Origin of the sequence: Curtobacterium phoenicis, assembly GCF_047238015.1 — a bacterium.
Classification (GTDB): domain Bacteria; phylum Actinomycetota; class Actinomycetes; order Actinomycetales; family Microbacteriaceae; genus Curtobacterium.
On record NZ_JBDFLZ010000002.1, the window covers coordinates 1,032,846 to 1,056,321 of the forward strand.

23 protein-coding genes are annotated in these 23,476 nt (G+C 71.2%); 10 read left to right on the plus strand and 13 right to left on the minus strand.

What is annotated here, in order from left to right; genetic code table 11:
* Window positions 1–19 precede the first annotated feature (19 nt).
* The 7 genes from ABC270_RS05185 to ABC270_RS05215 all read right to left on the minus strand — a co-directional run bounded on the left by ABC270_RS05185 (window position 20) and on the right by ABC270_RS05215 (window position 7,891).
* Complete coding sequence (locus ABC270_RS05185; RefSeq protein ID WP_412879800.1) at window positions 20–1,033, minus strand: substrate-binding domain-containing protein; 1,014 nt, start codon at window positions 1,031–1,033, stop codon at window positions 20–22.
* Between the two features lie 91 nt (window positions 1,034–1,124).
* Window positions 1,125–2,168, minus strand: a complete 1,044-nt coding sequence (locus ABC270_RS05190) for an ABC transporter permease (RefSeq protein WP_412879801.1) — start codon at window positions 2,166–2,168, stop codon at window positions 1,125–1,127.
* On the minus strand, window positions 2,165–2,929 hold the full coding sequence (locus tag ABC270_RS05195) for an ATP-binding cassette domain-containing protein (RefSeq protein ID WP_412879802.1): 765 nt from the start codon (window positions 2,927–2,929) through the stop codon (window positions 2,165–2,167). Before ABC270_RS05195 ends, ABC270_RS05190 begins: the two co-directional genes overlap by 4 nt.
* Window positions 2,926–4,422, minus strand: coding sequence for an aspartate aminotransferase family protein (locus ABC270_RS05200; RefSeq protein ID WP_412879803.1), 1,497 nt, complete (start codon window positions 4,420–4,422; stop codon window positions 2,926–2,928). The genes ABC270_RS05195 and ABC270_RS05200 overlap by 4 nt, the downstream gene beginning before the upstream one ends.
* Window positions 4,423–4,424: 2 nt before the next feature.
* Window positions 4,425–5,375, minus strand: coding sequence for a phosphotransferase enzyme family protein (locus ABC270_RS05205; protein WP_412879804.1), 951 nt, complete (start codon window positions 5,373–5,375; stop codon window positions 4,425–4,427).
* On the minus strand, window positions 5,368–6,741 hold the full coding sequence (locus ABC270_RS05210; RefSeq protein ID WP_412879805.1) for a M20 family metallopeptidase: 1,374 nt from the start codon (window positions 6,739–6,741) through the stop codon (window positions 5,368–5,370). Before ABC270_RS05210 ends, ABC270_RS05205 begins: the two co-directional genes overlap by 8 nt.
* A gap of 151 nt (window positions 6,742–6,892) precedes the next feature.
* On the minus strand, window positions 6,893–7,891 hold the full coding sequence (locus tag ABC270_RS05215; protein ID WP_412879806.1) for a LacI family DNA-binding transcriptional regulator: 999 nt from the start codon (window positions 7,889–7,891) through the stop codon (window positions 6,893–6,895).
* Between the two features lie 146 nt (window positions 7,892–8,037).
* Between ABC270_RS05215 and ABC270_RS05220 the strand changes: the two genes are divergently transcribed.
* The 8 genes from ABC270_RS05220 to ABC270_RS05255 all read left to right on the plus strand — a co-directional run bounded on the left by ABC270_RS05220 (window position 8,038) and on the right by ABC270_RS05255 (window position 14,387).
* Window positions 8,038–8,787 (plus strand): glutamine amidotransferase, encoded by a 750-nt coding sequence (locus tag ABC270_RS05220; protein WP_412879807.1) that lies wholly within the window; start codon window positions 8,038–8,040, stop codon window positions 8,785–8,787.
* Window positions 8,769–9,452 carry a TenA family protein gene (locus ABC270_RS05225; RefSeq protein WP_412879808.1) on the plus strand — a complete coding sequence of 228 codons (684 nt, stop codon included), beginning with the start codon at window positions 8,769–8,771 and terminating at the stop codon, window positions 9,450–9,452. The genes ABC270_RS05220 and ABC270_RS05225 overlap by 19 nt, the downstream gene beginning before the upstream one ends.
* Before the next feature lie 7 nt (window positions 9,453–9,459).
* Entirely contained in the window at window positions 9,460–10,563 is a 1,104-nt protein-coding gene (locus ABC270_RS05230; RefSeq protein WP_412879809.1) for a phosphotriesterase family protein, read from the plus strand.
* A complete protein-coding gene (locus tag ABC270_RS05235; RefSeq protein WP_412879810.1) occupies window positions 10,560–11,750 on the plus strand; it encodes a M28 family metallopeptidase in 1,191 nt (396 codons plus the stop codon). The genes ABC270_RS05230 and ABC270_RS05235 overlap by 4 nt, the downstream gene beginning before the upstream one ends.
* A complete protein-coding gene (locus ABC270_RS05240) occupies window positions 11,750–12,091 on the plus strand; it encodes a hypothetical protein (protein ID WP_412879811.1) in 342 nt (113 codons plus the stop codon). Before ABC270_RS05235 ends, ABC270_RS05240 begins: the two co-directional genes overlap by 1 nt.
* Window positions 12,092–12,133: 42 nt before the next feature.
* Complete coding sequence (locus ABC270_RS05245; RefSeq protein ID WP_412879812.1) at window positions 12,134–12,610, plus strand: nuclear transport factor 2 family protein; 477 nt, start codon at window positions 12,134–12,136, stop codon at window positions 12,608–12,610.
* Window positions 12,611–12,850: 240 nt separating this feature from the next.
* Window positions 12,851–13,081 carry a helix-turn-helix domain-containing protein gene (locus tag ABC270_RS05250; RefSeq protein ID WP_058726318.1) on the plus strand — a complete coding sequence of 77 codons (231 nt, stop codon included), beginning with the start codon at window positions 12,851–12,853 and terminating at the stop codon, window positions 13,079–13,081.
* Complete coding sequence (locus ABC270_RS05255) at window positions 13,074–14,387, plus strand: type II toxin-antitoxin system HipA family toxin (protein WP_412879813.1); 1,314 nt, start codon at window positions 13,074–13,076, stop codon at window positions 14,385–14,387. Before ABC270_RS05250 ends, ABC270_RS05255 begins: the two co-directional genes overlap by 8 nt.
* A 21-nt stretch (window positions 14,388–14,408) precedes the next feature.
* Here ABC270_RS05255 and ABC270_RS05260 read toward each other — a convergent pair whose 3' ends face one another.
* Window positions 14,409–15,446: an LLM class flavin-dependent oxidoreductase gene (locus tag ABC270_RS05260; protein WP_412879814.1), complete on the minus strand. Its 1,038-nt coding sequence runs from the start codon at window positions 15,444–15,446 to the stop codon at window positions 14,409–14,411.
* 373 nt (window positions 15,447–15,819) lie between these two features.
* Here ABC270_RS05260 and ABC270_RS05265 point away from each other — a divergent pair, with 373 nt between their 5' ends.
* On the plus strand, window positions 15,820–16,794 hold the full coding sequence (locus ABC270_RS05265; protein ID WP_412882038.1) for a TerC/Alx family metal homeostasis membrane protein: 975 nt from the start codon (window positions 15,820–15,822) through the stop codon (window positions 16,792–16,794).
* On the opposite strand, the gene ABC270_RS05270 is transcribed toward ABC270_RS05265, so the two are convergent.
* The 5 genes from ABC270_RS05270 to ABC270_RS05290 form a co-directional block, all read right to left on the minus strand.
* Window positions 16,681–18,060: a lipopolysaccharide biosynthesis protein gene (locus ABC270_RS05270; protein ID WP_412879815.1), complete on the minus strand. Its 1,380-nt coding sequence runs from the start codon at window positions 18,058–18,060 to the stop codon at window positions 16,681–16,683. The two genes, ABC270_RS05265 and ABC270_RS05270, sit on opposite strands and share 114 nt — an antisense overlap.
* A gap of 262 nt (window positions 18,061–18,322) precedes the next feature.
* Complete coding sequence (locus ABC270_RS05275) at window positions 18,323–18,967, minus strand: PepSY domain-containing protein (protein WP_412879816.1); 645 nt, start codon at window positions 18,965–18,967, stop codon at window positions 18,323–18,325.
* A gap of 79 nt (window positions 18,968–19,046) precedes the next feature.
* The gene (locus ABC270_RS05280; protein ID WP_412879817.1) at window positions 19,047–20,396 is read right to left on the minus strand and encodes a sensor histidine kinase; all 1,350 of its coding nucleotides are present in this window, start codon (window positions 20,394–20,396) and stop codon (window positions 19,047–19,049) included.
* Window positions 20,389–21,066, minus strand: coding sequence for a response regulator transcription factor (locus tag ABC270_RS05285; RefSeq protein WP_412879818.1), 678 nt, complete (start codon window positions 21,064–21,066; stop codon window positions 20,389–20,391). Before ABC270_RS05285 ends, ABC270_RS05280 begins: the two co-directional genes overlap by 8 nt.
* A 125-nt stretch (window positions 21,067–21,191) precedes the next feature.
* The gene (locus tag ABC270_RS05290) at window positions 21,192–22,856 is read right to left on the minus strand and encodes an HAD family acid phosphatase (protein ID WP_412879819.1); all 1,665 of its coding nucleotides are present in this window, start codon (window positions 22,854–22,856) and stop codon (window positions 21,192–21,194) included.
* Between the two features lie 208 nt (window positions 22,857–23,064).
* On the opposite strand from ABC270_RS05290, the gene ABC270_RS05295 reads away from it, so the two are divergent.
* The gene (locus tag ABC270_RS05295; protein WP_412879820.1) at window positions 23,065–23,463 is read left to right on the plus strand and encodes a hypothetical protein; all 399 of its coding nucleotides are present in this window, start codon (window positions 23,065–23,067) and stop codon (window positions 23,461–23,463) included.
* The last annotated feature ends 13 nt before the right edge of the window (window positions 23,464–23,476 follow it).

The following is a 23,476-nucleotide window of genomic DNA, read 5'->3' on the forward strand; positions in this document are numbered from 1 at the left end:
CCGCCTCCGGTCCCGAGCGTCAGAGCTTCGAGCAGTCCGACGTGTAGAGGTACTTCTTCACGTCCTCGCTGTCGACGTTGTCCTTCGTGACGAGCTTCCACGGCGAGTACACCGTCTGCTCCTTCACGTCGGACGCCTTCTGCTCACCCTTCACGAGCTTCGCGACGAGCTCGGTCGCCTCGTAGCCTTCGGTGTACGGGTCCTGCGCCACGAGGGCGTCGTACTCGCCCTTCTTGAGCGCCGCGACCTGGTTCGACGCGGTGTCGTACCCGATGTGCACGATGCCCTTCTCGCCCGAGGCCGCGATGGCGTTCGCGGCACCGGTACCCGCGCCGATGTTCGTCGAGAACACGAGCTTCACGTCGGGGTTCGCCGAGAGCTGCGAGGAGACGGTCTGCGACGCCTTGGCCGAGTCGCCGCCGACGTACTGGACGTCGAGGGCGGTGAGCTTGCTCTCCTTCTCGATCGCGTCCTTGAAGCCCTGGGCCCGGGCGGACTGCACCTGGTTGCCCGGAGCGTCCGTGACGATGACGACCTTGCCCGAGGTGAGCTTGAAGTCCTTCAGCGCCTGCACCGCTGCGTCGTACGACGACTGGTAGTTGTCGGTGCGGATGGACTGCACGTACTGCTTGTTCGAGAGGAACGAATCGGGCATCACGAGCGGCTTGCCGCTGTCCGTGTACGACTTCAGGGTCGAGTTGAAGGCGGTGTTGTCCCACACGGTGAGCAGCAGGCCGTCCGGGTTCGTCGCGAGCACCGACTGCAGGACCTGCATCTCGGCGTCGGTCGTGGTCTCCGGGGTGCCCTGGATCTTCAGGGTCACGCCTTCCTTCTTCGCGGCCGCCTGGGCGCCGCAGTACATGGTGCCGTAGAACTCGCCGGTGGACTCCGGCGTGACCATCGCGATGGTCTTGCCGGAGGACGAGCCGCCGCTGGTCGCGGCGGGGCTGGCGGTGGAGCAGCCGGCGAGGACGACGGCGAGGCCGATGGCGGAGGCCGCGGCGATGGCGGTGGTGGTCTTGGAACGGAACACGGGTTCTCCTAGTGGGGAGGGAGGGGATGGACAGGAGGTGGAGCCGTGGAGCGGGTGGGACGGGGAGGGGAGTGAGGCTGTGACGACCGGGCTAGGTGGTGCGCCGGTTGCGGCTGCTGCGGTCGAGGCTGACGGCGATGAGGAGCATCGCCCCGATCGCGATCGTCTGGAAGAACGGCGAGAGGTTGATGATGACGAGGCCGGACTGCAGGATGATCGCGAGGAACGCGCCGACGATGACGCCGAGGAAGTTGATCCGGCCGCCGGTCAGCGCGGTGCCGCCGATGAGTGCCGCGGCGATGGCTGCCAGGGAGTCGTTCGTGTGGCCGGAGATGTTCGTCGTCGAGTACCGCGCCAGGTCGATGAAGCCCGCGAGTCCGGCCAGCGCGGCGGACAGGGTGAAGATCCCGATCGTGTTCGTGAGGGTCTTGATGCCGACCCGTCGGGACGCGAGGAAGTTCGACCCCATCGCCAGCGTGTGCGTGCCCCACGCCGTGTACCGGTACAGCGCCCAGATCACCGCGAGCAGGACGAGCGCCAGGATCGTCGGGAGAGGGAAGGCGCCCACCGTGACGGTGCCGAAGTTCGCGGCGAGCTCGGTCGGGATGCCGACCAGGTTGACCCCCTTGGTGGCCACCTGCGCGATCCCGGTGGCGAGCGAGAGCATGCCGAGGGTGGTCACGAGCGAGTTGATGCCGACGACCCCGACGAACAGAGCGTTGACCGCGCCCAGGACGGCGCCGGTGGCGATCGCGACGAGCAGACCGACGAGGACCACGACGCCGACGGGCGACGAGGTGCCCATCGCGATCATCACCTGGCCCGACACGACCGACGACAGGATGAGGACGGCGCCCTGGGAGATGTCGATCTGTCCGGCCGACATCAGCACGGCTTGGCCCGCCGCGAGCAGGAGCACCTGCGAGGCGGTGAGGAGGATGCCGCGGATGTTCGCCTCGCTGAGGAACGCACCGCTCGGGGAGAGTGCCTGGAAGACCGCGATGAGGACGACCTCGACCGCGATGATCTGGACGGCGCGGTTGCCGAACACCCGGGCGACACCGTGCTTCACGGACGAGGTGGACCGCATCGAGGTGTCGGGTGCGGCTCCGGCGTTGGTCGCTGCGGTGGTCATGCTGCTGCCTCGTCTCCGACCATGACGGTCATGACGTCGGACACGGAGAGTCCGGCGGGGTCCAGGTCGGCGATGATCGTGCCGTGGCGGAGGACCACGATCCGGTCGGCGAGCTTCAGGACGTTGGGGATGTCGTGCGACACGAGGACGACGCCGAGGCCGTGGCTCGCGGCGACGCGGATCGAGTCGAGCACGATGCCGACCTGCTTCGGGCCGAGGGCGGCCGTCGGCTCGTCGAGCAGGATGAGGTCGGACGCCCACTTCATGGCGCGTGCCACGGCGAGGACCTGTCGCTGCCCACCGGACAGCGAGCCGACGGGCAGCCGGACGTCGCGGAGCGTGGAGATGCCGAGCTGCTCGATCGCGGCGCGTGCCTCGGTGTGCATGCGCTTCCGGTCGAGCCAGGGACCGCGCCGGAGCTCGTTGCCGAGGAAGAGGTTCTCGGTGAGCGACAGGTGCGGGGCGAGTGCGAGGTCCTGGTAGACGACGCCGACGCCGAGGCGCTTGGCGTCGGCGAGGCCGGACATCGGCTGCCCGCTCACGTGGATCTCACCGTCGTCCGGGGTGTTCGAGCCGCAGATGATGTTCATCAGGGTCGACTTCCCGGCGCCGTTGTCGCCGAGGAGCGCGACGATCTCGCCCGACCGGACGACGAGGTCGACGTCGCGGAGAGCGCGGACGGCGCCGAAGTTCTTCCCGACCCCGGAGATGGTGAGCACCTCCCGGGAGGTGCCGGGCGTCGCGGTGGGTGTGTCGCTCATGAGGTGGGTCCTTCCTGCTGGAGCTCGGTGAGCACGGAGTCGTAGGCGGCGAGGAACGCGTCGGCGTCCTTCCGGGTGAAGACGAGCGGCGGGCGGACCTTGAGCACGCGTCCGTCGGCGCCGACCGCCGAGATGAGCACGTTCCGGGAGCGGAGCGCATTGACGACACGGGCGGCGAGCGCACCCGCGTCCGGACCGCGCATCTCGACGCCGATGAAGAGGCCGACGCCGCGGACGTCCGCGACGAGGCCGGTCGGAGCGGACCGCTCGGCGATCCCGCGCTGCAGGTACGCGCCGACGGTGCGCGCGTGCGCCACGAGGTCTCGGTCCTGCACCTCGTCGAGGACCGCGGTCGCTGCCGCGATCGACGCCGGGTTGCCGCCGAACGTGTTGAAGTAGCGGTGGCCCCGCGCGTACCCGTCGCTGAGCGCCGAGCCGAGCACGAGCGTCCCGATCGGCAGGCCGCCGGCGAGCGGCTTCCCGCAGGTCACCATGTCCACGTGACCGTCGACCGGGATACCGCCGGTGGCGGTCGGGTCGGCCTGGAGGCCCGGCTCGGTTCCGGCGGGTCGCGGCGGCTCGGTCGCGGTGTGCCGTTGGAACCCCCACATCGCCTCGCCGGTCCGACCGACGCCCGGCTGCACCTCGTCGGCGATCACGAGCCCGCCGGCGACGTGCGTCGCTCGGTACGCCGGGACGAGCATGCCGGCGGGCCCGGGGAAGATCCCGTCGGTCGACGTGATCGAGTCCAGGAGCAGCGCGGCGAGGCCGAAGCCGTGCCGGTCGAGGTCGGTCGCGGCCGCGGTGATCGCCGCCGCGAACCGCACGCCCGCCAGGTCGCCGTCGCGGTGGGTGTCCGGCGCGGGCACGGTCCGGACCCACGGGTGCAGCGGCATGCTCGCGCCGTTCTCGGGCGACGTCCCCGCGAGCAGCTGGGTCGTGCCGTGGTAGGCGTTCTCGGTGACGATGACGCCCTGGCGGCCGGTCCGCCACTGTGCGATGGTGATCGCGAGGTCGTTCGCCTCGGAGCCGGAGTTCGAGAAGATCACCCGGTCGAGGTGCTCCGGGTACGTCTGCAGGAACCGCTCCGCGAACGTGACGATGCCGTCCTGTAGGTAGCGGGTGTGGGTGTTCATCCGGGTCAGCTGCTCGTGCACGGCGGTGGCGACCCGCGGGTTGGCGTGCCCGACGGCCGGCACGTTGTTGTACGCGTCGAGGTACTCGGTGCCGTCTGCGTCCCAGAGTCGCGCGCCCTCGCCGCGGACCACGTGGACCGGCCGGGCGTAGAAGAGCGGGTAGATGTCCCCGAGCACGGCACGGCGGCGGGCCAGGAGCTGCTGGTCGGCGTCGGGCAGGAGCACTGCGTCGGCGGGGTCGAACCGGTTCACCATCGCCTCGGCGGCGTTCGCCGCTGCCGGCGCGTCGGTCGCTGCCGGCGCGGCGGTCGCGGCCGGTGCGCTCGCCGGTGCGGGGGGACTGTCGGTCTGCTGCACGGTCATGCGCCTTCCGGGACGAGGTGGACGGAGGTCGTGGGGGTGGCGCCGTCGACGTCGAGCAGCGCGACCGCGGCGCGGTCGTAGCGCAGCACGTAGTCCGCTCGGGCCGGGTCGCGGCGGGCGGTGTCGCGGGCGAGCACAACGGCCTGGACGAGTCGGCAGCCGGCGAGGGGGAGCACGGTGGCCCGTTCGGCGGGGGAGAGGTCGAGGGTCCGCGCGATGCGGTCGGTGTACCGGGCGACGAGCGGGTGGTGGAACGAGCCGAGCGCGATCGCCAGGTAGCAGGCGGTGACGGCGACGTCGAGGACCCGGGGCGCCTCGACCGCGTCGCCGAAGTCGATCACGCCGCTGATCCGTCCGTCGGTGACGAGGACGTTCGACAGGTTCGCGTCGGCGTGCAGCACCTGCCGGGGCATCGCGGCGAGGGCCGGGCCGAGCGTGTCCCGGTACATCGAGACGGCGTCGTGCATCGTGCCGCGGTGCCGCTCGTCCGCGAGCTCGTCGATCAGGGGCGCCTGACGCACGACGCTCTCGATCGACCAGTCGTTCTGTGCCGGCACGAGCGCGGCGGTCGCGTCGGCCGCCCTCAACGCGGTCACGAGCGTGGCCTGCACGTCGGCGAGGTCGTCCACGAGGGACGCGGTCAGTCCGACGTCCTCGAGCGGTACCCCCGGGATGCTCGTCATCACGAAGAGGTCACCGGCGTCGGTGGCGCGCACGGCGGTGCCGTCGGCCTCGGGCAGGACGCGGGGGACCGGCAGTGCCGGTGCGGCTGCGGCGACGGCGACCAGCAGCGCGGCCTGCATCCGGGAGCTGTCGGAGAGTTTCAGCACGACGTCCTGTCCGGCGGTGGCGACGAGGACGGTGCGGTCGGCCTCGGAGCCGGTGTCCCGCATGCCCGAGACATCCCGGACGCCGCGGGCGGTCAGGTGCGCGACGAGGTCAACCACCTGTGGCCTCGCTCGCGGCGGTGACGGTCGGTGCGGCCCCGGCGCCGCACAGGTCGAGGATGACGAGTGCCATCGCCTCGATGCAGGAGCGGTACTCGGCGAGGTCGAGGTGCTCGTCGGGCTGGTGCGCGACGCTCAGCTGTCCCGGGCCGAAGGTGATCGTGGGGACACCGGCCTTGATCGGCAGGCCCATGTCGGTGTGACTCGTGACGCCCTGGACGACTGCCTCGTGGCCGAGCGCGGCGAGGGCGGTCTGCGGGGCGACGACGAGCGGGTGCCTGTCGTCGGTCTCGCCGCAGTCGGCGTCCACGAGCCACGTCACGACGGGCGGGTGCTCGGTGAGCCAGGCGTCGGTGCCGACGAAGTCGCGGACGAGGTCTTCGATCTGCGCCCGGACCAGGCCGCCGCCGCCGTGCGCGTCGAGCTCCGCGGGCAGGTACTGGATGTCGAAGCGGATCGTGAACGACCCGGCGAAGGCACTCGGGTAGGTGCCGGCGTCGATCTCGGCCACGTTCACCTGGCACGGGAGCGGCATGTGCCGGTGGTTCTTCTCCGGCAGCGTGCGCCACCGGTCGTTGAGGGCGTCGATCGCGTCCAGCAGCCGGCGACCGTACGCGATCGCGTCGACGGCGCCACCGTCGCGCCAGTGCGGCTGCTCGATCTCGATGTGCCCGCTCTTGCCCGGGATCGTGATCTCGCCCCAGATGATGCCGCGGCACAGCGGTGCGACCTGCAGGCTGGTGGGCTCCGGGATGACGATGCCGAGTTCGGGGCGGTACCCGCGGTGCACGAGGGCGAGGGTTCCCATGCCGCCGGTCTCCTCCTCGGTGACGGACGCGAACTGCAGGTCCCTGGTGAGCGCGACCCCGCTCGACCGGACGGCCCGGATCGCGGCGAGGGCGGCTGCCATCCCGCCCTTCATGTCGCACGCGCCGCGCCCGATGACGCGTCCGTCACGGATCGTGCTCGTGAACGGCCCCTCGGTCCAGCCGGGGCCGCCCGGGACGACGTCGCAGTGGCCGAGGAACATGAGCGCCGGACGGTCGGTGTCGGCGCCGCCGGACCGGAACCGGCCGACGAGGTTCGGGCGCCCGGTGAAGTCGCGGTCGGCGAAGTACCCGGGACCGTCTGCGTGGACGGCGAGCTCGGCCGCAGACGGCTCCCACTGGTCCACGGCCGCGCCGAGTCCCTCGAGGTGTCGCCGGAGGTAGGCCTGGACGTCGCCCTCGCCGCTGACCGCAGCGTCGTCCCCAAACCAGGGACCGACGCTCGGGATGTCGATGAGGTCGCGCAGCAGGCCGACCGCTTCGTCGAACTGCGCGTCGACGAGGGCGAGGACCTCGCGCTGCTCGGGTGTCGTGGCCACCGGTGCTCCTGATCGTGTTCGGAACGTCTGCACCTGCAGAACGTTCACGAATCATGATCGAGAAGTAACAATCAGCGCCAGTGGAATGATCGTGACGTTACTTATCTTCACGACTGTGAAACAAGGACGAAACCCGTCCCTCGTTCGGGTGTCAGGCCGAGCCGCGCACAACGAGGGTCGGCGGCAGTGCGATCCGGGTGCCCGGTGCACGCTCGCCCGAGGGGACTCGGTCGAGGAGGCGCAGCACCTCCTCCGCCATCCGCGCGGTCGGCTGCCGGACGGTGGTGAGCGGCGGGCTCACGTACGCGGCGAACTCGAGGTCGTCGAGGCCGGTGACGGCTACGTCGTCCGGGATCCGCAGGCCGCCCTCGCGCAGCGCGTGTGCGACGCCGATCGCGAGGAGGTCGTCCGCGCAGACCACGGCGTCGGGCCGCTCGGTGCCGAGCTCGACGAACCGTTCCCCCGCGTCGATGCCGGCCGCGATCGTGAACGCGCCGGTCGCCGTCCACCGGGGGTCGGTGCGGATCCCGGCGCGTGCGCATGCATCCGTGAAGCCGGCAGCACGCTCACGGGTCGAGGAGTTCGCTGTCGCGGCGGTGACGAACCCTGCGGAGGTCACCCCGCGCTGTGCGAGCCGTCCGACCACGAGGTCCATCGCGGCCCGGTCGTCGAGTCCCACCCAGTCGGCGACCGGTTCGGGCACGTGGCGGTCGAGTTGCACGAGCGGCACCCGCGCCGCAGCCTCGACGACCGCTGCCGTGCTCCGCTCGTCGGCACAGGGGCTCACCACGATGCCGTCCACACCCCGCGCCACGAGCGACCGGAGGTGTCGCGCCTCGACCTCGACGTCGTCGCGGGCGTCGCACAGGTAGAGGACCCGGCCGGTGGCCTGCAGGGAGCGCTCGACGGCGTCCACGAGCGCGGTGAAGAACGGGTTCCGGATGCTGGGCACGACCATGCCGACCGCGTCCGTCCGCTGTCGACGCAGCGCCCGCGCCACCCCGTTGCCGGCGTAACCGAGCTCGCTGGCCGCGCGTTCGACCGCTGTGCGCACCGCGGGCGTGACCGCGCGCGAGCGCGCGAGCACCCGCGACGCCGTCGTGATCGAGACGCCCGCGCGGGCGGCGACGTCGGCGAGGGTGACGGCCATCTGCGCTCCGGAGGGTCGTGGCGAACGTTTGCCGAGCCTCCCGGCCCGGTGTAACGCAACCGTAACCCATGGACCCGACGCACCGGATACCGTTCGAGGGCAATCGATTGCCAAGGCAGTCACCCGACCAGAGACCAGGACACCCCATGGCCCGCATCCTCATCGCCGGCGAGAGCTGGATCACGACCACGACCCACGCCAAGGGCGTCGACGAGTTCACCGTGCACTCCTACGCGGAGGGCGTCACCCAGCTCCGCGACGCCCTCACCGCCACCGGGCACGAGGTCGTCCACCTGCCCGGGCACCTCGTCCCGACGGACTTCCCCGAGACGCCGGAGGCACTCGCCGCGTACGACGTCGTGGTGCTGTCCGACATCGGCGCGAACTCCCTGCAGCTCGCCCCCGCTGTGTTCGAGCGGTCCGTCCCCGGTGCAGACCGGATCGCGACGCTCGCCGACTGGGTGACCGCCGGCGGCGCGCTCCTGATGATCGGTGGCTACCTGTCGTTCTCCGGCTGGCAGGCGCGCGGTGCCTTCGCCGGGACGCGCATCGCCGACGTGCTGCCCGTCGACATCGCCCCGTACGACGACCGCGTCGAGCGTCCGGCCGGGTCCGTCGCCGTCGTGCACGACGAGGCCCACGCGGTCCTCGCGGGCGTCTCCGGGGCGTGGCCGGCGCTGCTCGGGTACAATCGCGTCGCCGCGAAGCCCGACGCCGACGTCCTCGCGACCATCGACGGCGACCCCCTCGTCGCCGTCCGCACCGAGGGCGCCGGGCGCACCGCGGTGTTCACGAGCGACTGCTCGCCGCACTGGGCGCCGCCGACGTTCTGCGAGGACTGGTCGGGCTACCCGGCACTGTTCGACGGGCTCGTGCGGTGGCTGACGGCACGGTGACGTCCCGGAGCGAGCGGGTGGTGGCCGCCTGCGCGGCCGAGCTCTCCCGCTCCGCCGCGGTGCGCTTCGTCCGCGAGGCCACCGACGGCACCGTCGACGACGACGCCTTCGCGGCGTACCTCGCGATCGAGGAGCGGTTCGTCCGCACGGCGACCCGCGTGACCGGGTACCTCGTGTGGGCGTCGTCGGACTGGACCGAGTCCGCGGCGCACGCCCGGAACGTCGGCGCCCTCGTCGGCGAGCAGCTCGACTGGTTCCACCGGGTCCGGCTGCGCTGGCCGGGAGGCGCGGCGCGGGTCGCGGACGCCGTGTCGCGTTCCGAGCCGCTCACCGAGCACGTCCTCCGGCTCACCACCGAGCACGGGGCGCCCGCGGCGCTCACCGCGATGCTCGCCGCGGAGACGCTCTACGCGGGGTGGTGCGGTCGCGCCGCCGCGCTCCCCGTCGAGCGCTTCGCCGACCTCCGTGAGTGGATCGACCTGCACGCCGCGTCGACCTTCACCGACGGTGTGCGTGCGCTGTCAGCGGCGGTGGACGCGATCCCGCCGTCCGTCACCGACGAGCAGATCGTCGGCTGGTTCCGGGGGACCCTCGCCGCCGAGGACGTGTTCCACGACGCGGTCTACCCGCTCGAGCCACCACCGCCCGTACCGCTGACCCGCTGAGGGGACCATGACCACCGAGACGACCACGCCTCCCGGATCCACGACCGGACCGGGGCCTGTACCCGTGCGGACCGTGACCGGCACCGTGCCGAGCGACGCCCTCGGGTTCACGCTGCCGCACGAGCACCTGCTCAACAGCATCGAGCTCGGCGGCATCGAGCCGGACCCCCGGCACCCCGAGCTGTTCGACCTGCCCGTGACGCCCGACATCGCCTGGCTGCTGCGCGACCACCCCTACGCGTCGCGCGACAACTGCCAGCTCGACGACCCCGAGGACGCCAGGGTCGAGCTCGAGGCGTACGCGCACCTCGGCGGGAAGACCGTGATCGAGGTCACCTCCGAGGGGCAGGGACGCGACCGGGCCGGGCTGGCCGCGCTGAGCCGGGCCACGGGCGTGCAGATCGTCGCCGGCGGCGGGTGGTACCTGGAACGCTTCCATCCGCCGATGACCGCCGACGACCCGGTCGACGCGCTGGCCGAGCACCTGCTCGCCGACCACGTCGACGGTCCGGACCGCGAGGAACCGATGTCGGGGGTCATCGGCGAGATCGGTGTGTCGCCCGCGTTCACCGAGCGCGAGGAACGGTCGCTCCGAGCCGCCTGCCGGGTGCAGCGCGAGGTCGGTCTGCCGATGTACGTGCACCTGCCCGGCTTCGTGCGGCACGGCCCGCGGGTGCTCGACGTCGTGCTCGACGAGGAGGGGGTCGACCCCGGCGCCGTCGTGCTCTGCCACATGGACCCGTCCGGCGACGACCCCGACCACCAGCGGGCTCTCGCCGACCGCGGCATCGTCGCCGAGTTCGACATGGTCGGCATGCCGTACCGCTTCACACTGCCCGGCGAGGGGGACTCCCCGTCCGTCGCGCAGACCGCGGGAGCGATCCGGGCCCTCGTGGGCGCTGGGCACGGCGACCGAGTGCTCGTCAGCCACGACCTCTTCCTCAAGGGCATGCTCCGGCGGAACGGGGGCAACGGCCTCTCGTACATCCCGGGGGCGTTCCTCGACCGGCTCCGCGACGAGGGCATCGACGACGGCGCGGTCCGCGCCCTGAACACGACGAACGTCCGCGCGCTCTTCGAACGCGCGGCCCACCGAGGGACCACACGATGAACGACGACACCGCCCGCGCGCTCGCCGACCTGACCGAGCTGACCGGGTTCGGTCCGCGCTTCCACGGCGAGCAGGGCATCCACGACGCCGCCGACTGGCTAGAGTCCCGCCTCACGGCGGTCGGCCTCGAGGTCAGACGGGAGCCCGTGTCCCTGCCCGCCTGGCGTCCGGGCGCGGAGGACACCCTGCTCGTCACCACGCCGATCGAACGGTCGATGCCGGTCTGGCCGATGCTCTGGAGCGGCTCCTCGGACGGCGTCGTCAGCGGACGGCTGCGCCCCCTCGGGCCGCAGGGCATCTGGGGCGACTCGATCACCTGGCAGCGCTTCCTCGTCGAGGGCTCGGACGGTGCCGTGCTCGCCTACGTCCACGCCCGCGACGTCGGTCCGGCCGCGCCCCAGCCGCTCCCGCACGGTTCCGACACGACCGTCCCGCACCTCGTGGTCGGTCGGCTCGACGGGCTGCAGCTCCGGGAGTGGGCCGTCACCGGCAAGGAGGTCACCGTGTCCCTCCGTGCCGACTCGTCCGCGCTCGACACCGTGGCTGTCGCCGACAACCTCATCGTCGACGTCCCCGGAACACCGGCGCCCGAGGCGCGCGACGCCGGCGGCACGGTGCTCGTCTGCGCGCACTACGACACCTTCTACAACACCGTCGGCGCGTACGACAACGGCAGCGGCACCATCGCGCTCCTCGCACTCGCGGAACGCTGGGCCGTCACCCCTCCCGGGCGACCCGTCCGACTCGTGTGGTTCACCGCCGAAGAGTGGCACCTCGGCGGGTCCCGGCATCACGTCGATTCGGCCACGGAGGAGGAGCTCGCAGCGATCGACCACGTCGTCAACGTCGACGGGCTGGGCCGTGGATCGTTCCTCGAGACGTTCGCCTCCCCGGAGGAGTTCGGCGTCGAGGTCGACCGCACCGTCAGCGCGTACGCCGCGGAGACCTGCCGCGTCCTCGAGACCGCGAACCGCTTCCCGCCGACGACCGGTACCGACGACGCCTCCTTCCACCGCGCCGGCGTCCCGTCCGTGTTCCTGACGTTCAACGACCTCCACCGGTTGCACCAGCCGGACGACCTGCCGAGCGCGGGCATCGCCGAGAACGTCGTCTGGGCGCTCGGGCTGGTCGAACGCTTCGTCGAGCTGTCCGCCCCGCGTCGCCCCGGCACCCCCGGGATCCTCTGATGGTCGGCATGACGGACCTCGGCAGGAACCCGCAGCTCGCCATCACCCTGTTCCGCCTCCGCGACGGGCTGACCGTCGACGCCTACCGCGAGTTCAGCCGCACCACCGTCCGGCCCGGCATGCTCGTCATGCCGTCGGTCATCGGTTTCCTCGACCACCGCGTCGTCGGCGGTCTGACCCCGACCGACGGCTGGGAACTGGTCGAGGTCATCGTGATCAGTTCCCGCGACGACTTCGAGCACGAGAACGCGACGATCGGCGCCGCACTCGCCACGGAGTGGGAGACCTGGGTGGCGGACTTCCGCGTGCTGTTCCTCGACGACCTCGTCGGGTCTCCGTGACACCGGCACACCGTCGTCGCGTCGCTGTCGTGGACTGGAGGCATGACGAACCAGACCGACCACAACGCCAGGACCCCTGCCGAGACCGCGCGCGACGCCTTCGACCGCTGGTCGACGATGTGGAACGGCGACGCCACCATCGCCCGCGAGGTCTGCGCCGACGACTTCCGCATCCGCTTCGCGGTCACCGAACCCGACGGCTCGACGCCGGCGGACAGGATCCGGACCGCCGACGACTTCACCGCGTACCTCGAGTGCTGGCACGGGCAGCACCCCGGTGCCGTGTCCACCGCGATCGGCGACGCGCTCGACGGTCGGCACGGACGGATCATCCGGCACAAGGAGGCGGGCGACGTGCACGTCGGCGGCGTCGACGTGTTCGACTTCGCCGAGGACGGTCGGGTGGCACGGGTCTGGTCCGCGGGCGGCCAGCGGAGCATGCGTGCCTCAAGCCGCTGCTCTCGCGTCCGGTGGAGGAGCTCGCGGCGGTCACGGAGGCCGCGGCGCGCGCGGTGGTGAGCGGCTGACGCCGGGTACCAGCCACAGCAGGGAGGCACGACATGCATTCCATGCGTGTCGTGCCTCCCGGCTGCTTCCTCGTCAGCCCACGGTGGTCGCGTAGCGGGCGATGCGGAATCAGCATCGTGCGGACCTCATGTGGAAATCAGCATCGTGCGGCCCTGATGTGGAAATCAGCATCGCAGGCGCTTGATGCGGAAAACAGCATCGCTTAGGCTTGATGAGAGAAAGGTACTCATCATGCGAAGCGCAGTCATCCGGGATGCCGGGATCCTCGGGGACCTCTTGGTCGAACTCCGCACCGAGGCGGGATTGAGTCAGCGGGAGCTCGCAGAGCGGCTCGGAGTGAGTCAGCGGTACGTCGTGGAGCTCGAACAGGGCAAGCAGACGAAGTCGATCGAGCGGCTGCTCGCGTTCGTCAAGACGACCGGGGGCGCGCTGTACCTCGAGCTCGGCGGCGATGATGCGTGAGCTCCGGATCGACCTCTACGGGGTCCGTGTCGGCACGCTCGCAGGTGAGCGCGAACGGTTCGACTTCTTCGCTCACGAGGAGGGGATGCGGCGATTCGGGGTCGGTGCGACCGTGTTGTCGGTCGCGGTGCCCCTGCTCCGGACCACGCGCCGGAGCCGTGTCGGTCTCCATCGGAGGCGCGCCTTCTTCGAGGAGGTCCTCGCTGAGGGCGGTGTCCGGCGAACGCTCGCCGAGAACGCACGGCTCGACCCCGACAACACCATGGGCCTGCTCGCTCGGTACGGACGCGACACGGCCGGGGCGCTTCAGATCTGGGACGAGAATGACCCCGCGGAGCCCCGCACGGCGGAGGCGCGCCCGGTGTCTGCTGCGGACGTGAAGACGATGTTCCGCGCGGTGAAGGCTGCTCCACTCGGCAACACGGGACGCCGACGTGTCTCGAGTCTTGCGGGCATGCAGGACAAGGTCTTGCTCGTCCGGACCGCGGATGGTTGGGCCGAGCCGCTGGACGGCTTCCCGTCGACCCACATCCTCAAACCGATCAACCCGCAGACGCCCAGCCTCGTCTTCGACGAGGAGTACGGCTCACGCTTCGTCCGCGCGCTTGGGCTGGCGTCCTTCAGTACGACGATCGAATCCTTCGATGGGGTGAACGCGCTCGTCATCGAGCGGTTCGACCGGGACGCCGACGGGGAGCGGGTGCACCAGGAGGACTTCAACCAGGCGCTGGGCAACATCGGGGACCGCAAGTACGAGGATCCCGGAGAGACTGACCGGCTCCGGGCGATCGCGGGCGTGCTGCGCGCCGGAGCCGCTGAGTCCGACCTCCACGCGCTCCTGCGGATGACGGCGCTGTCAGTCGTCCTCCGGAACTATGACATGCACGCGAAGAACATCGCGCTGCTGCACCCCGACGTCGGCGACGTCGCACTGGCGCCCATGTACGACGTCATCCCTTCCGCGCACCTGGAGGTCACACCCGAGTTCGCGCTCGCCGTCAACGGCAGGCGACGAGTCGAGGAGGTTTCCCTCATGGACGTCGTCGAGGAGGGTCGCTCCTGGGGTGTGCGCAACGCTCTGGACATCGTCCGCTCCACCGCCGAACAGGTTGTCGCGACCGCACGGGACGAACGACCGCACCCGGGCGCGCACGGTGGACTGGACTCGGCCGTGGAAACGGCCGGGACGACGCTGCTCGACCGGCTCACCCGGGATCGGGGCACCGCCCCGCAGGCCACGACTTCGAGTGTCGGCGGCAGGCCGTACCCACAGTCGCCGGGCGGCTGGGGCGGACCGGTTCCCTGAGGGCGGCGCGTCCGCCGCGGCTCAGCGGGGTGACGAGCCGTCGGACCTCGGACTCCACCCGAGCGCCGGGCCGAGGTGTTCGGCGATGTCGGTGACGATCTGGGCGTAGTCGTCGGCCCCGAAGGAGAAGGGGAGCGCGAACGCGACCTCCGTCGCGACCTGGTAGCCGGCGTCCGCACGCAGGCGGTCGGCGATCTCCGCGGACGTCCCGACGAGGTCGGCGGCGAACAACAGACCGGCGGGACCCTGCGGCACACCGACGCGGCCGGACCGGGATTCGGCGTACGCCCGGTACCGGGCGACCTGCTCGGGTGAGGCGCTGTCCGTGGGGATCACGACGAGCCCCTGCGACACCCGCGCGGCACCGGGGTCGGGGTGCGCGTCGAGGTACGCCTCGACCTGGGCGCGCTGGTTCGTGGCGAAGTCGGTGCCGACCTCGCTCCGGGTCACGCTCGAGGTGAGGAGGTGGAAGCCGTTCTGCGCAGCCCAGATCGCTGACCGCGTGCTGCCGGTGCCGTACCAGAGCCGGTCGGCCAGGCCTGCGCTCTGCGGCTGCACGGTCGTGGCGAACTCCTCGATGCCCCGGCGCTCGGCGGTGCTCGTCACCGGGTCACCCCGGACGAGGTCGCGGAGTCGCAGGAGCCGGGCCTCGCTGAAGTCCTCGAGCTCGGCGGTGTCGGGGTGGATCGCGTCACGGTAGAGGTCGTAGTTCATGGGTTTCCCGGACGAGAAGCCGGGCTGCAGTCGACCGCCGAGGAGCACGTCGACCGTGCCGAGGTCCTCCGCGAGCCGGAACGGGTTCTCGGCACCGATGGGCGTGACGGCGGTGCCGAGGTCGATCCGGGAGGTGCGTTGCGACGCCGCCGCCAGCAGCGCCACGGGGGAGGAGATCCCGTGCTGCAGGTGGCGGTGCCGCAGCCACGCGCTGTCGTAGCCGAGGGCCTCCGCGCGTTCGATCGTGCGGAGCGTGTCCTCGTGGCCGATCGCGGGCCGTGCCGGGTCGAACGACCCGATCGTGAGGAATCCGAGTCGTCCGAGGGGTTCACCGTCGCGGGGCATGGGTCGATGTTCGCAGACGGTGCGCCGCTGCACCGGGTGGACGGTGTGGCCCCCGTTCTGGGTAGACAGATCGGTTTGTCGGCACTTCGGCGGACCGCTAGAGTCGAAACCGAACGAACCGCACCCGACCGGTCCGACCCGAACGCACCGGGGTTCGTCATCGCGATGCCGTCCCGGCCCTCGAGTCACCCTGCTCGGGCCGGGACGCCGCTCGCGCTCCGTCCGTCACGCGTCCTCGACGCACCGGACCTGAACGGTTCCACGGGTAGGATCGCGCAGGTGCCGGACGGCCCACCATCCGGGTGGATCAGGTTGTCGGCCACGGAAGGAACGTCGCGTGCCGGACCTGCCCATCGCGTTCGAGATCGGGTCGATGGTCGTCGTCGTCGCGATCCTGCTCGCTGATCTCGTGATCGTCTCGCGTCGCTCGCACGAGCCGACGATGAAGGAGTCCGGGCTCTGGGTCGGCTTCTACGTCGGCCTGGCGCTGCTGTTCGCCCTGGCGATGCTCGTGTTCGCCGGGGGAGACGCGTCGGGGCAGTTCCTCGCGGGCTGGCTGACCGAGTACAGCCTGAGCATCGACAACCTGTTCGTCTTCGTGATCATCATGGCGCGGTTCGCCGTCCCGAAGCCGATCCAACAGGCGGTGCTCATGATGGGCATCATCATCGCGCTCGTGCTGCGCGGGATCTTCATCCTGCTCGGCGCGCGGCTCATCGAGGACTTCTCCTGGATCTTCTACCTCTTCGGTGCGTGGCTCATCTGGACCGCGATCCAGCAGGTCCGTGAGGACCACGACGACGAGGAGCAGGAGGACAGCTTCATCGTCCGGCTGCTCCGCCGACGGGTCCGGGTCACGGACACGTACGACGGCATCCGGCTGCGAACGCACGTCGACGGGCAACGACACTTCACGCCGATGCTCGTGGTGCTCGTCGCGATCGGCACCACCGACCTGCTGTTCGCGCTCGACTCGATCCCGGCGATCTTCGGCATCACCGAGAGCGCGTTCATCGTCTTCACCGCGAACGTCTTCGCGCTGATGGGCCTGCGGCAGCTCTACTTCCTGCTCGGTGGGCTGCTCGAGAAGCTGGTCTACCTCAAGTACGGCATCGCCCTGATCCTCGCGTTCATCGGCGTGAAGCTCGTCCTGCACGCACTGCACGAGAACGAGCTGCCCTTCCTGAACGGCGGGCAGCACGTCGAGTGGGCCCCCGAGATCGGGACCTGGACCTCACTCGCGGTGATCGTCGTCGCGATCGGCGGTGCGACCCTCGCGAGCCTCGTCCGGATGCGGCACGACGACGCCGCGCGCCGCCCCGTCGAGCGCGGACCCGTCGAGCGCTGACCAGGCCCCCCGCTCGGTCCGCACGGCCGTCCGTCGAAGGCCGAGCGCCACGACGGCCACGAGGTTCACCGCGCTGCCGACGAGGAACCCGGTGCTGCCCGCGGAGACGCCGGTCGCGGGGGCGAGCGCGGCCATGAGCACGACGCCGACCACGAACCCGGTCACCGACGCGAGCGCCACCTGCCGTGACAGTCCGGCCGCCAGCAGCAGGGCCGCGGGGACGAGCGACATCGTGAAGACCCAGACACCGAGCACGAGGTACCGGAGATCGGCGACGGCAGCGACGCCCTCGTCCGGGTAGAACAGCGGCAGGTACCAACCGGCGAGCAGTGCCACCAGGCCGAAGAGCACGGCGGTCACGGCGCCGAAGCCGATGACGAAGCGCAGCGTCCCCGGCGATCGGAGCGACGACGCTTCGGTCCGGTGTGCGAACCCGGGGACGACGACCTGGGCCACGGCCTGCCCGACCATCGACGCCGGGGTCGCGAGTGAGAACGCTGCGGCGTACACGCCGGCCTCGTGGGGCGTCGCGGTGACCTGCGCGCTGATCATGCTGAGCTGCAGCAGTCCGTTCGTCGTCAGACCCGCCAGGACGTTCCAGGCCGCGAAGCGCAGGAGACCGTCGGTGGGCTCGGACCGGGTGACGGCCCCGCCCGCGCTGACCGCTGTCCCGCGCGGCCAGCACGCCACGGCGAACACCGCGTAGCCGATGCCGAGCGGCAGCAGGACGAACGGCTCGGCTCGCGCGACGCCTGCGAGGACGAGCAGACCGAGCGTCAACAGACTCGTCAGGCCGTCCCAGGTGGCGACGCGTCGCGGTCGGTCGTAGCCGAGCTGTGCTCCGCGGGCGTAGCAGTAGAGCCCGTAGCCCACGACGACGGCGACCCCGCCGACGACGGTTCCCGGACCGTTCCCCCACGCGAGGGCGACCGGGACCGTGACAGCGGCGAGGACGAGCGAGGAGACGAGCATCGACGCGCCGAGCAGTCGGTTCACGGCGGTGTCGGAACGCCCCGTCCGCATCGCGATCGCGAGCGAGCGGGACGCGGTGTTGCCGGCAGCGGTCGGCCACAGGAGTGCGGCGAAGACGCCGAGCGACAGGAGCGCCGAGGACTGGCCCAGGGCCTCGGTGCCGAAGACCCTGCCGATGACGACCGTGGCGAGCAGCTTCGTCGCCCCCTGGACACCGATGCTGACGGTCGACAGCACCGCGGCCGAGGCGACCCCGGAGCGGGCCGTTGCGACGACGGACGGGTCAGTGCTCACGAGGCCTACCGCTCATGAGTCATGGAGCGTACCGACCCCGCCCGGGAGTCAGCGGCTCGCCCGGGGGATCAGCGGCGTCGCCGGCTCGACAGCAGCCCGCCGAAGACGACGGCCACCGCCACGCAGAACATGATGAGGGTGGGGACGTCGAAGCCGTCCAGGTTCATGGTGTCTCCTCCGGGTCGCTTCTGACGGTAGACACCGGGACCTGTGGGCGACGGGTGTTTCCGGGTCCGAGCCTGAGCACTCGTCGAGGCGTCGGTCAGTCGTCCGTGTCGACGGTGTTCGTGACGACAGCGCCGGATCCGGCGTCGATCCGGACGCTGTGCTTCGTGCCGTCGGTGCCGATGACGTCCGCCTCCCAGACGACCGCGCGCTGGTGGTCGTCCAGCCCGAGTTCGATGACGCTGCCGGGGACGACGTCCACGACCTTCGCGGCGGCCTCCACGGCGTCGAGGTCCGCGGCGTCCACGAACCGGCGGTTCTCGATGACGTCGTCGGGGTCGGTGGCGTCCGCGGTCGGGCCGGCCGTCACGCGCGAGCCGGCGGCATCGGTGTGCACCTCGTGCTCCGCGCCGTCGCGGTCGACGACCGTGACCTCCCACGAGGAGCCGCCGGCCTCCTGCTCGACCGCGACCACCGCGCCCGAGTCGACCGCGGCGCGTGCGGTCGACACCGCGGCGCGGAGAGCCGACCCGTCCGTCGTCGCGGCGTCGGCGGTCGCGCTGGCCGAGGGTGCGGACGAGCGCTCGGCGGCCGCGGAGGATCCGCTGCTCGATCCGCTGTCCGAGGAGCCGGTGTCCGAGGAACCGGTCGAGCACCCGGCGAGACCGAGGACGAGCGCGAGGGGGACCGCGGCGACGAGGGCGGTGCGACGGGCGGTGGCGGGGAAGCGTGTGGTTTCCATGCCGAGAGTGTCGCGAGCAGGCGTTGAAGCCACCCTGAAGCCCCCTGGGACCGAGCCCTGCGAGCGGATCCGGCCCGCGTCAGTCCGACGCGGGCAGCCGCACGACGAACCGCGCCCCGCCACCCGGGGCGTCCGACACCGCGACGCTCCCGCGGTGCGCCCGCACCACGTCGTGCACGATCGCCAGCCCGAGCCCCGACCCGCCGGCGTCACGCGCCCGGCCCTCGTCCAGCCGGACGAACCGCTCGAACACGCGCCCACGCTGCTCGACGGGAACGCCCGTGCCGTCGTCGTCGACGGTCAGCACGACCTCACGAACGTCGACGGCGAGGCCGAGGACCACCCGCGACCGTGCGTGCCGGGCGGCGTTGTCGACGAGGTTCCGCACCACCCGTCCGAGCAGCACCGGGTCGCCGGACGCCCGCGCGGCCCCCACCGAACCAGCGTCGACCGTGACGCCGAGGCCACGGAGCCGTGCTGCCTCGGCAAGCACGACGTCGTCGAGGTCCACGGCCGTGTCCCGTTCCACCCCGCGCTCGTCCATCCGCGTGAGCAGCAGGAGCGAGGTGACGAGGTCCTCCAGACGGGCGCCCTCGTCGAGCACGACGCCGGCGAGTTCGTCGGTGTCCGTCACCTCCGGGTGCGCACGCGCGAGCTCGGCGTGCTGCCGGATCGTCGCGAGCGGAGACCGCAGTTCGTGCGAGGCATCGGCGACGAACCGGCGCTGGACCTCCTGCGAGCGCTCGAGCCGGCCGAGCATGCGGTTCATCGTGGCGGCGAGCCGGTCGACCTCGTCGCCGCTGCCGGGTTCGGCGACCCGGGCGTTCAGGGTGGCTGCCGCGATCGAGTCCACCTCGCGGCGCATCCGGTCGACGGGTCGCAGGGCACGCCCGACCACGACCCAGGTCACCCCGGCCATGAGGAGCACCGCGACGGGCACGGCGACGGCGAGCAGCACCGAGACCTCCGCGGTCGCGGCGTCGGCGTCAGCGAGTGACGCCCCGACGACGAGGGTCGCCTCACCGCCGCCCGGCAGGTCGACGTCGTCGGCGCTGAGGAGCCAGGACTCGCCGTCGTGCCGGTACCGCGACCGGTCGGTCGTAAGGAGCGTCGGGCCGTCCGCGTCGTCGCCGTGGGCGAGCACCCGCCCGTCGGCGACGACCTGCACGAGCAGGTCGTCGTCCTGGTCGGCCACGACGGACGGTCCGTCGGCCTCGATGCGGGTGGCGAGGGTGTCGAGGGTCTGTTCCGCGGTCGTCCGCACACCGTCGACGAGCGAGGACCGGAGCACCCAGACGAACGCCACGGCGCCGACGACCAGGGCGACCGCGATCACCGCCGCGGCACCCGCCGTCGCACAGGCCCGGATGCTCGCAGGACGGCGACGTGGACGAGCGGGAGCAGCCAGCCCGCCGGAGCGCTCAGCCACCGTCGGCGTCGAGGCGGTACCCGGCCCCGCGGACGGTCTCGATCGCGGCGCGTCCGAACGGTCGGTCGACCTTCCTCCGGAGGTGTCCGACGTACACCTCGACGATGTTCGGGTCACCCTCGAACGCCTCGTCCCACACGCCCGCGATGACGTCCGACTTCGAGCGGACCTGCCCCGCGTGCCGCATGAGGTACGCGAGCACGGTGAACTCGCGGCTGGTCAGGTCGAGCAGCGTCTCGCCCCGCCACGCCCGTCGCTCGGCGGGGTCGAGCCGGAGGTCGCCCGCGGACAACACCGTCGGGCGCTCCCGCGAGCCACGCCGGACCAGCGCGCGCAGCCGGGCGACGAGCACCGGGTACGAGAACGGCTTCGTCACGTAGTCGTCGGCACCGCCGTCGAGTGCGTCGACCTGGTCCCACTCGCCGTCCTTCGCGGTGAGCATGAGCACGGGCGTCCAGTTGCCCTCGGCACGCAGGGTCTCGCAGACCTTCCACCCGCTCATGCCCGGCATCATCAGGTCCAGCAGGATCGCGTCGTAGGGGTGCTCGCGGGCGTACCAGAGGCCGTCGACCCCGTCGTGGGCGACGTCGACCGCGAAGCCCTCGGCCTCGAGCCCCCGGCGGATGCCGTCGGCGAGCCGGACCTCGTCGTCGACCACGAGTACGCGCACGCCGTCAGCCTGTCGGAGCCGCCTGAAGCGGTGCTGAAGCGGTCGGGGTCGCGACGCGACCCGGAACGGACTGGAGGCACGGTGCCAGCTGGCACCGTGCCTCCAGTCCGACCGCTGGTCGCCGATCAGGGCAGGTAGTACGTCGGGTTCGGCAGCTTGACGCTCCGGTCGGCGGAGCCGCCGATCAGGTCGCTGTACTGGTCACCGAAGTTCGCCACGATGTCGTAGCGACCGCCGGAGCGCGACTCGATGTGCGCCCGGGTCTGCGACTTGTACTCGATCGTGGTGCACTTGGCGGTCGCGCACGTGATGTACGACGGCTGCTGCGAGGTGCCGGTGCCGGTCCACTTCGTGTAGTAGGTGCGGTTGCCGTCCTGCTCGGCGGCGAACTGCGGGTAGCCGACCTTCTGGAGGTTCTCGATCGTGGCGGTCTGCTGCGCCTCGTTGCGGCCGGTGAGCCCGATGATCGTGCAGCCCGAGCGCTCCGCGACGGACACGAGCGAGGTCATCGACGGGGTGGCCGGGAAGCGCTCGTCCTGCACCCACTCGTCCTGGAGTGCCGGGTCGAACACGAAGTGCATGTCCGCGACCTCCATGTCGTACGTCCACAGCGTGGTGTCGTCGGCGTCGAGGACGATCGCCGGGTTGCGGTGCTGCTTCGACGCGACCGAGCACTGCGCGGCGACGAGCGGCGCCTGCTTCCGGACGATCGACCGCATCTCGCGGATGTACGGACTGTCGTCCTTGTTCGCGATCCCGGTGCCGGGGTCGCCGTAGTACGTGGCGATCGTCTTCTTGACGGAGTCGATGTTCGGGATGCCCTCGCCGCCCTGCGTCGCCCCGGACGAACCGTCGGCCGCCATCCGGAAGTGCGTGCGCGGGGACAGCCACGGCTCACGGACGCCGGGCAGGTCGGCGGACGGGAGGTAGTACGTCGGGTTCGGCAGCTTGACCTGCTCCTGGGCGTAGCCGCCCTGCAGGTCCGACCACTGGTCGCCGAGGTTGTCCACGATCGTGTAGCCGAGGTCGCGCTCGATGTGCTTCCGGGTCAACGCCTTGTACTCGACCGTCGTGCACGAGGCCGCGGCGCACTGCACGTAGGACGGCTGCTGCGAGGCGCCCTTGCCGGTCCACTTCGTGAAGTAGTGGTCGGACGTGAAGCCCTGGTAGCCGACCTTCTGCAGGTTGGCGATGGTGGCGGCCTTCTGGTCGTCGTTGCGCCCGGTCAGCCCGAAGATCGTGAAGCCCATCGCCTTGGCGGTGTTCACGTAGGAGACCATCGCGGGCACGGCCGGGAACCGCTCGTCCTGCACCCAGACGTCCTGCTCGGCCGGGGTGAACACGAAGTGCATGTCCCCGACCTCCATGTCGTACGTCCACAGGGTGGTGTCGTCGGCGTCGAGGACGATCGCGGGCTTCTGGTGGTGGGCGACCGCGCGGCGGTACTCGCCGCGGAGCTCCTTCGTCTGCTTCGCCATGATCGACCGCATCTCGCGGATGTACGGGCTGTCGTCCTTGTTCGCGATCCCGGTGCCGGGGTCGCCGTAGTACGTGGCGATCGTCTTCTTGACGGAGTCGATGTTCGGGATGCCCTCGCCGCCCTGCGTCGCCCCGGACGAGCCGTCGGCCGCCATGGTGAACGAGGTACGAGGCGTGAGCTGGCCGTCGTGGTGGCCGGGGTCGTGCGCGGGGTGCGCGCTGGCGGAGAGCGAGCCGGTCAGGACGGAACCGGCGACGAGCGCGGCCGTGGTCGTGGTGACGAGCACGGTGCGGCGGATCGGGAAGGGCATCGGTGTCGCTTTCGATCGGTGGGTGGCCCTCGAAGGGGGCACGACGACGTTAGCTGGGAATCCGCCCAGAAGCCAGTACCGAACCGGTACTTCCGGTGGGGACCGACGCCCTGTCGCACGGTTTGCGGACCACTCCGGACAAGCGTGCGCTCCGTCTGTACGTTGTCGGGAAGATCGCTGAACGCGGTCGATGCAGAGGGAGCACAACATGGCCAACACCACGTCGGGTCGTCCGACCACCGTCACCGTTTCGTTCATCATCTGGCTGGTGGTGATCCTGGCGAACATCCTGTCGGGCATCATCGGACTCGTCTCCGGTGGCAGCGCGGCAGCTGCCCAGGGCGTCGGCACCGCTCCGCTCGTCGGCGGCGCGATCTTCGCCTTCATCCTGGCGATCATCGAGCTGATCATCGTCTTCAAGATGCGCGACGGCCGGAACTGGGCGCGCATCGTCCTGCTCGTCATCGCGATCCTGCAGGTCATCGGTGTCGGCGTCGGCGCGGCCTCGGGTGGCAACGCCTTCGGCTTCATCGGTGGCATCGCGGTCATCGTCGCGACCATCCTGATGTTCGTCGGCGGCGCGAACGGCTACTTCCGCCGTCGCTGACGCGACCACCCCA

Coding starts and splice junctions, on each gene's coding strand:
- ABC270_RS05190 (WP_412879801.1), bottom strand. CDS start 2,168: ATGACCACCGCAGCGACCAACGCCGGAGCCGCACCCGACACCTCGATG.
- ABC270_RS05195 (WP_412879802.1), bottom strand. CDS start 2,929: ATGAGCGACACACCCACCGCGACGCCCGGCACCTCCCGGGAGGTGCTC.
- ABC270_RS05215 (WP_412879806.1), bottom strand. CDS start 7,891: ATGGCCGTCACCCTCGCCGACGTCGCCGCCCGCGCGGGCGTCTCGATC.
- ABC270_RS05220 (WP_412879807.1), top strand. CDS start 8,038: ATGGCCCGCATCCTCATCGCCGGCGAGAGCTGGATCACGACCACGACC.
- ABC270_RS05230 (WP_412879809.1), top strand. CDS start 9,460: ATGACCACCGAGACGACCACGCCTCCCGGATCCACGACCGGACCGGGG.
- ABC270_RS05235 (WP_412879810.1), top strand. CDS start 10,560: ATGAACGACGACACCGCCCGCGCGCTCGCCGACCTGACCGAGCTGACC.
- ABC270_RS05240 (WP_412879811.1), top strand. CDS start 11,750: ATGGTCGGCATGACGGACCTCGGCAGGAACCCGCAGCTCGCCATCACC.
- ABC270_RS05245 (WP_412879812.1), top strand. CDS start 12,134: ATGACGAACCAGACCGACCACAACGCCAGGACCCCTGCCGAGACCGCG.
- ABC270_RS05250 (WP_058726318.1), top strand. CDS start 12,851: ATGCGAAGCGCAGTCATCCGGGATGCCGGGATCCTCGGGGACCTCTTG.
- ABC270_RS05255 (WP_412879813.1), top strand. CDS start 13,074: ATGCGTGAGCTCCGGATCGACCTCTACGGGGTCCGTGTCGGCACGCTC.
- ABC270_RS05260 (WP_412879814.1), bottom strand. CDS start 15,446: ATGCCCCGCGACGGTGAACCCCTCGGACGACTCGGATTCCTCACGATC.
- ABC270_RS05265 (WP_412882038.1), top strand. CDS start 15,820: ATGGTCGTCGTCGTCGCGATCCTGCTCGCTGATCTCGTGATCGTCTCG.
- ABC270_RS05275 (WP_412879816.1), bottom strand. CDS start 18,967: ATGGAAACCACACGCTTCCCCGCCACCGCCCGTCGCACCGCCCTCGTC.
- ABC270_RS05290 (WP_412879819.1), bottom strand. CDS start 22,856: ATGCCCTTCCCGATCCGCCGCACCGTGCTCGTCACCACGACCACGGCC.
- ABC270_RS05295 (WP_412879820.1), top strand. CDS start 23,065: ATGGCCAACACCACGTCGGGTCGTCCGACCACCGTCACCGTTTCGTTC.